Below are 7,757 nucleotides of genomic sequence, written 5' to 3' on the forward strand. Positions count from 1 at the left end.
ACACCGCCAGAAGAATAAGGAATGCGCGCGCGAGCACGAGTAAATGACTGCACATCGAATTTAAGTTCCCTCGCTACACCTCGGGACTGACAAAAATCCGAGGAAGAAATGTATATCAAAAAAGGAGTGCTCATCGCGCTCAGCTTGTACTTTTTCGCAATGAGCTCCGTAGTAGCAAATGAGGCTCCCACGGTGTCTCTACTGTTGTCGCATCCTGTCGCGCCGGTCCTTGACGGCCTGCCGTTGACCTACTTCGGAGTTTCCACCTATTCAGTGCAAGGAAAGACACTCATACTTGCCGCAGACGAGCAAGCATGCGTTCGATTTTTGGAAGCTCGTCGGAGAATGGACTATTTGTTGAACACAGAGCACGGAGGAACAAGCTGCAAGAAAGTAAATCTTATCGAAATCAGAAGATTCTTCTTGCCCGACCTACTGCCAGATAGCGCACCGAGATGATTTCCCCATGGAAATTCACATGTTATCAAAACCAGCGGCTCGCTGTTCTTCACTGTCTACGCTGTTGCAAAAACGCATCGAATTTATTAAGAGGTAGCTCAAGATAGAAGGGCTGAAGACGCTGCCGCTTTACTAAACTGCTGACACTGATACATGGCCCGGCGCCGGTCGTTCCCCCACGCAAGACACTGCTGAGTCGGCGCGCGGCGGCGCGGCCAGTAACATCGCACTGGCTCGACATCGCACAGTCAAATCCATTGCAGTCCAATCAACCTTCACAAGTGAAATATATTCAACTGAGAAGCGGGTATTTGAAAGAAGTTCAGGCAGACCACATACCCCGTGCAAGACGACATCTGCTATACATTTTCCAGATGGTTATGATAACCTACCGAGCAAAAGGGGCAAGACCGCCTCATCATGCTCATGAAACTCTTTCTTAGATTTTCGCTTTAAATAAACTTTATGCAGATAATTCTTTTACTTTGCAATGACAATGCCCTTGCAGCAGTGATTTGCTCTTTGCTTCAAACATCCGACCTGCATATAATTACTGTAAAAAATGAGGCCAGAGTATTGCACACCCTCCGCGCAGTCCAATGTAGTGTATTAATTATTGCAGGAACAAGAGCCATAAATATAGAACAACTCGCCTGCGAATCAAAACTTTGGCGACCTAATCTAAAAATTGCTGTTTTAACAGGCGGCGCGCCAGTTTCTGCTAACGGCGTGGATGCCTGCTTACACATGCCGTTCACAAAAACGCAACTTACCGCATTGTTACAGAACACGAAAACATAATAGTAATTAGCCTAGCGTTAAAGAATATTATGTAGGCTACTGTTTCCAAACATTGCCCTGCGTTATAGAAAGGATAATACTGAGGTCCTAAATACTAAAATGGCTCAACCATTAGATTATTTTTGGAAAAATTGCAAGCAATGACATCCGATAATTCGAACGCTGCTGATGGGCCGTACCCCAAACTCGTAAAAGCAGTGCTCAATGCTCCGTTCTCAAAAGCAAGCTGCGCACATCCGCAGCTTTGGCCGGCTTAACCAAATAATGGTCGAATCCGGCCTCGATGCCGCGCTCACTATCTTTCGGCTGCCCATAACCTGTTACTGCTACTAGCAATGAGTGGGCCGTTTCCGGAAGGCCTCGAAGTCGACGCGCCAATTCATAGCCTTCCATATCTGGCAAGCCGATATCTAGAAAGAGAATTTCCGGGGACGTTTCACGCGCTATGGTCAGGGCTTCGTGCGCAAAGTTTGCAGTAAAGACCTCGTGACCTGCCGCTTCTAGCAACAATTTCAGCGTTTCTGCGGCATCTTTGTTATCGTCCACAACAAGCACCCGCTTCGTGGCCGTGCACGGTGCCTCATCCATACTCGCACTGCGCTTGGGAAGGAAATTGGTTGCCGCAGCTCGCGGCATCCGTACGGTAAATCGACTGCCTTCTCCTAGTCCCGCACTCAGTGCTGAGACTTTTCCGCCCTGAAGTTCAACTAGGCTCTTAACGAGAGCAAGCCCAAGACCGAGTCCCCCCTGTGAGCGGTCCGCTGACCTCTCCGCTTGCGTGAACAAGTCAAAAATGTGCGGCAACAAAGTCGGAGGAATGCCGCTCCCGTCGTCGTCCACCGTCACCGCTACGTGCGCGTCGTCGACAGCAACGCGTAACGTAATGTGCCCGCCTTCTGGTGTGTATTTCGCCGCATTGTTGAGAATGTTTGAAACGACTTGAATCAGGCGGGTGCGGTCACCCCTAACAAAGAGTTGCTCATCCGGAACGTGCACGATGAAATGCTGCCGCTTCGTTTCCATGAGCGAATGCACTTGCTCCGCAGCGTCCGCCACGACGCTGCTGATGTTTATTGTCTCTTGCTGGAGTGTCACGAGACCGCGCGTCACCCTGGAGACATCTAGCAAGTCGTCCACCAGTTCAGTCATGTGTTCAACCTGACGAGTGATGACCTCGCTGGCCTTTCGTACCCGGGATTCGTCCAGAGTACTTAACTTGAGCAGAGCGGCTGCGGTGGCGATGGGCGCGAGAGGGTTGCGCAGCTCAAGCGCCAGCATGGCTAGAAAATCATCTTTGCGCCGATGTGATTCTTTCAGTTGGCTCTCGCTCTGCTGCAGCGCCAGACGGACCTTGACTGATTCGGTAACATCGTTGCCTTCGACAAAGACTCCCGTGGTGTTTCCGCGGTGGTCCAAAGTCGGCTGATAGATAAAGCTAACGAAGCGTTCCTCGAATTCGTCATTAGACGAGCGTTGCAAAACCACTGGCAGTTCATTGCCGAAAAATGGCTCTCCAGTTGTGTACACCTGGTCTAGGTGCCGGAAGAAGCCTTGCCCTGCTAATTCAGGTAGCGCCTTGCGTATGGGTTGCCCAAGCACATCTCGGTGGCCAACGAGCTGGCAATATGAGTCATTAGCAATTTCGAAGACGTGATTTGGTCCACGCAGTACCGCAATAAAACTTGGAGCTTGTTGGAATAGCAGCTGCAGCCGGTTGAGTTCCTCTGCGCGATGGCGCTCGGCCAGCACCTGCTCAGTCGTTTCCATCACGGCGCAGAACATTCCTGCCACTTCGCCGCTTTCAGCGCGTACCGGTGAGTACGAAAAGGTGAACCAAGCTTGTTCGTCGTACCCCTTTCTATTCAGAGTCAAAGGCATGTTGTCATGGAAGGAAGCCTGTCCATACAACGCTTGCTCAATGCTGGGTAGAATATCGTTCCAAATTTCAGCCCAAATGTCCTGAAAACGGTTGCCAAGCGCTGACGGATGCTTCTCGTCAAGGATTTCTGCGTAAGCATCATTGTATAGAAAGCCCAATTCGGAACCCCAGGCGACAAACATAGGGAACTTTGAGTTGAGTAGTACACCGACAATGGAACGCAATGACTGTGGCCAAAAGTGAGGTGACCCCAGGGGAGACCGTGACCAGTCGTGGGCGCGCATCAAGGCCCCGGCTTCCCCTCCATCGGAAAGGAATGTAAGTGTCGGGACTGTGGTTGAACTCATACGCTCGTTGCTTTCGACGAAAAAATTGGTGAGCGGATTGTATACTTGAACAGGTGCCGTAGACAGGATGACGTTCGCAGGTTGTCTGCATAACACCTATGTACGGACCTGAGCGACGTTCAAAGTGGCTAAGAAGTCAACTTCGTATGCAAAAATTTCGATGCGCAGCTCAAGCTCGAATCTGCGGTTGCGGAGGAGCTTGCCAAGTTCTGCAAGGCGGTGGATGTGTCGTCGCACTGGAGTGCCAGACTCTCTACACGATTCCTGATAGACACCAATGCGAATCTCGGCCCAAACCAAAATTCCCTCCTATCAAAGTTCGATATCTTGCGCACATATTTTAAGAAGACGCATTTCCGCAAATTTGTGTTCACGACGATTTAATGCTGAGCAGCGTGTAGGCATGTGAGATGCTCGAGATATGTAACGAACAACTAACAGCATTCGAACTTGCGAAGCGAGCTACAACGGGCCGCGACACCGCTTTTGACGGGGCTCTCTGCCGCCTTCATCAGTTATGTCACGATGTCATACACAAATTGCGGCATCCGTAATTCTCGTACGACTTGCAGCAACCGTTGCGTCGTCAAGGGCTAACCTACGGCCCAAAGCAAGGCCCGCTACGGTTGCGTGCTGAGTGACCAAAGCGGAACCGCTGCATCGTTGCGGAATCGTGAGCTTCCGACCCGAGAGCCGCCACCCGAAACCAACCGTCGCATGAACAGGCATTTTCAATCAGTGCACTGCGAAACCATGCGCAACGACAATTTGGCCGAAAGACCTACTGAAATGGTGCAATTGTCGCTATACGTGCTAGGCCAACAACGAAAGGACTGACATGCAAGAATTTTATATCCTCGGCGGCGCCATCCTTGCCATTATTATCATCGCTGCGGTTATCACATTCAGCCTCAACAAAGGAGATTCTTCGCGTACTAACGAACTTTCTTCGGTACCAGATGAACTCGAATTGCGCAGACGAGACAACGAAACTATGCTCCGCCATGAACGACGGGCTGCTCACGAACGTCATTTCCAAAATCTTGAGGCGCAAAAGGCGTTGACGTCTGAAAAATAATTCATGCCCCTTAAGCATCTGTTTAAGGGGCATTTTCTTCGGCCGCCGAGAGCTTAAGCGGCCACTCCTCGCCGAGTCACTCTCGCCCGGCCTAACGCGACGACGTACTTACAGCCTCTCGGAGCCAAACGATTTCCTGACATACCCGTGCTCTGCTCATGACACTTCTTGGCGACTACCCGTATGTTGCTGATGCCCCGTATTGATGACCACCGTAACGTAAGAAGCTATTGTTTTTCTGCAACCACAGCCATGAACATGAGACAATATCTATTAAGAAACTTTCCACTAGTTCATGATGCCGTTAGAACAACTACATAAGCTAAAGCCAGCGCCGTTTTTCGTGATACCTGGTTTGGCAACAGAACGCGGCCAAGCTATCGCACGCGTGTGCTGGTCTCTAGCGTTCGCAGCTTACCTGGGCCTGAGCACCCAGTATCGGGGCACTCCTGAGTACGCCGCGGCATGGATGCTTGAGGCCGCTTACCTGGTGTTCGCCACATCAATTTGGCTCTTAGTACGTTCGAATTTTGGGAACGACCAAGTGCGCCGGATTGCTGCCGCAATGTTGGACCAACTGTTATGCGCGGCCACGTTATATTTCACGGACGAGGTTGCAGCCCCTTTCGTATTGATGCCCCTACTTCTTACTTTCGGAAGCGGATTACGTTACGGAAGAACCTACGCAGTCTTCTTCTCAACCCTCAGCTCGACCTTGACTTGCGCAGTACTGCTGTCCTCATCGTACTGGGAGCAATTTCCCACTATCAGAACTGGCTTAGCGCTTGCAACTATCTTCTTCCCTCTGTACGTCTTTCGCTTGACGGATGCGCTCACACTTCAAATGCGCACTGACGCGATGACAGGACTGAGAAATCGAATTGGTTTTGATGAACTTCTTGATGAGGTCTGCTACGGTGCCGCCGCTGCGAAGGACGGCAGCGCTGTCATCCTCCTCGACTTGGACGGATTTAAACAGATTAACGACACGCAAGGGCACGATGGTGGCGATTTAGTCCTCAAGCATATCGCATACCGTCTTAGCGTTGAACTAAGCCCGTTCGGAGTGCCCGCACGAATTGGCGGCGACGAGTTTGCAGTCGTGGTCAGCAAGCTTAGCGCACGGCAAGACCTCGAGGCCGCCTTCACACGATTTCTGAAGCAGACAGTCGAAGTCGGCAGGCTTTTCGAAAGCTCACTCGGCGCCAGTATAGGAATTTACTACATTGAGCCGGCTTCAATAACGTCTCCGCGGTTCGTGTTCAAAGCAGCCGACCAGCTAATGTACCAAGCGAAGAAGCTGGGGAAAAATCGATTTATCACCTCCGAAAGTCGAGCTTTCACCAGCGAAGGTGAGTTGAATTCACACTGCCGAGTTGCTTCTGTTAGGTGAAAAAAAAGCGCGGCACCAGCGCGTCCAGTACCCTTGGCCAACAAGGTAATGCCCGACCACCTTCATAATTGTAAAGCCGCATTGATAGAACGCTGGCACGGCGAAGCACGGAGAGCGAGGGAAAGCAGCATGACCGATGTACTCCAAGCGTAGCGCCGCAAGCTGGGCCGCTAGCAAGACTTTTAGTTAAATGAGCGCTAGCCTCGGCACCGACCAGTGACGTGCTGGCCGCTACCTAACCACCTAGCCAAAACGAACATAATCCCGCACCCCAAAAAGCTCGTGCTTTGCTGACAACATAGCTACAATAGAACTTCGGCGCTTCCGGTTACGGAGAGTTCGAATCACCCGGCCGGAGGACATCTATCGCCCTCAAGTCGGTAACCTATAGGTCAATGCGAGAGGGCAACATGGCAACCGGTACAGTGAAATGGTTTAACGATTCCAAAGGTTTCGGCTTCATCACACCAGATGACGGTGGAGAGGATTTGTTCGCGCACTTTTCGTCAATTTCAATGGGTGGATTCAAGACATTGAAGGAAAATCAAAAAGTTCAGTTCGACGTCACACAGGGTCCGAAGGGGAAACAAGCTTCGAACATTCGAGAGGCTTAAGTTAGCCGTAAGGCGATTAGGCCGGCCGGGGATGGAAGCCACCGGTAAGCGCCTCCATCTTCCTTCGAATTAGCCAAGCACACCCGGGCCCTGGTGGCACATTATTTCGCGACAATTGGCTTCAGCGCTTGCACGTTCATGGGCTGGACCGGTAACTTAGCTGCACGGTGCCAGACACCTCTTGAGCTGAGTGGTCGCTTCGTTGCTCACCCCAGGCTGCGGGCCGGCGAAAGTAGTCAAAAGGCTAGCAACAGTTGACCACCGGACGAAGAGGTACGTACACACGTAGGTTCGGTCGTTTGCCAAGTCTTCCCCAACGTGATTGAGCTATTCGCTCGAACGAAACTGCAGGCAGTCAGCAAGAAAGATGCGGACACTCGGACGGTAGTAAGGAATCGGAACTATCGTCAGTGCGAGAGTTAGCTACGAGTGCAATCGCTCCACTTCTTTGCTACAGCGACACAACTAGCTTCCCTGACCATACATACTTCGTAGGCCCCATGATATTCGAACACTGAGAGGCGTTTGCCAAGTAGGAGGTCTTCACATTCGAAGGGCATGAAGCCGAAACTGCCCAGTCAACCCGAATGCTCTTAAATCAACTATACCGGATTGATGAAGATAAGGCCTATCCAGTGCCCTTCGCACTCCAGCGAAGTCACCGGCTGACCTGCTGCGTCGTGACAACCCGGACTCACTTGGTGAATTCCATACGCTCAAGAACCTGAAGTCGCCGAACACCTGGGTGGCAGTGCCAGCGGGTTACCTTCAGTTCATACAGGCTGAGGAGACGCACGCTGGAGTATTCGAGCTGGACGATGCGGACGTGTGGCTTGGCGCCTTAGCCAAATCTCTGAACGCTGGCTCGGTAACGATGCTGCCAGTATCGAGGTATCGTTCGTTCCCTTGGTGTGCCTCTGTAGGCGCCATAGAGCCTCATAATCTTGCGCAAGTTTTCGATGACCGCTACTTTCATGGCGGCAAATGAACTGAATCTGTTCAATACCTTGCTGTTGTCTGAACGTAGTCAAGTGGAATCAGAATAGTGTCAACTACTCTCGAAGCAAGTTCCGAATAGGCCTCTCTTTATAGTCTTATAGGGCGAAGTTATGGTGCTCCAAACAGGACATCATCTGGCCTAGAATGTAAGCGTCAAACCACCACCGTCTAGACACTGAACGGCGCC

The 7,757-nt window shown here is 51.3% G+C and carries 4 protein-coding genes; 3 read left to right on the top strand and 1 reads right to left on the bottom strand.

All coding sequences use genetic code 11. The features are described from left to right. Positions 1 to 1,461 precede the first annotated feature (1,461 nt). On the bottom strand, positions 1,462 to 3,321 hold the full coding sequence (locus QWL29_RS21340; protein ID WP_305824889.1) for a hybrid sensor histidine kinase/response regulator: 1,860 nt from the start codon (positions 3,319 to 3,321) through the stop codon (positions 1,462 to 1,464). A 1,003-nt stretch (positions 3,322 to 4,324) separates the two neighbouring features. On the opposite strand from QWL29_RS21340, the gene QWL29_RS21345 reads away from it, so the two are divergent. From QWL29_RS21345 to QWL29_RS21355, 3 genes are all read left to right on the top strand, one after another. After that, positions 4,325 to 4,564 (top strand): hypothetical protein, encoded by a 240-nt coding sequence (locus tag QWL29_RS21345; protein WP_305824890.1) that lies wholly within the window; start codon positions 4,325 to 4,327, stop codon positions 4,562 to 4,564. A 295-nt stretch (positions 4,565 to 4,859) separates the two neighbouring features. After that, positions 4,860 to 5,957, top strand: coding sequence for a GGDEF domain-containing protein (locus QWL29_RS21350; protein WP_305824891.1), 1,098 nt, complete (start codon positions 4,860 to 4,862; stop codon positions 5,955 to 5,957). 410 nt (positions 5,958 to 6,367) lie between these two features. Continuing rightward, a complete protein-coding gene (locus tag QWL29_RS21355; protein ID WP_305824892.1) occupies positions 6,368 to 6,571 on the top strand; it encodes a cold-shock protein in 204 nt (67 codons plus the stop codon). Positions 6,572 to 7,757: the final 1,186 nt, after the last annotated feature.

Source organism: Massilia brevitalea (assembly GCF_030711405.1).
GTDB lineage: Bacteria > Pseudomonadota > Gammaproteobacteria > Burkholderiales > Burkholderiaceae_D > Telluria > Telluria brevitalea.

What these genes read in the sequence shown, in the direction of transcription:
- QWL29_RS21340 (WP_305824889.1), bottom strand. Translation starts at nt 3,321, where the DNA reads ATGTTTGTCGCCTGGGGTTCCGAATTGGGCTTTCTATACAATGATGCT.
- QWL29_RS21345 (WP_305824890.1), top strand. Translation starts at nt 4,325, where the DNA reads ATGCAAGAATTTTATATCCTCGGCGGCGCCATCCTTGCCATTATTATC.
- QWL29_RS21350 (WP_305824891.1), top strand. Translation starts at nt 4,860, where the DNA reads ATGATGCCGTTAGAACAACTACATAAGCTAAAGCCAGCGCCGTTTTTC.
- QWL29_RS21355 (WP_305824892.1), top strand. Translation starts at nt 6,368, where the DNA reads ATGGCAACCGGTACAGTGAAATGGTTTAACGATTCCAAAGGTTTCGGC.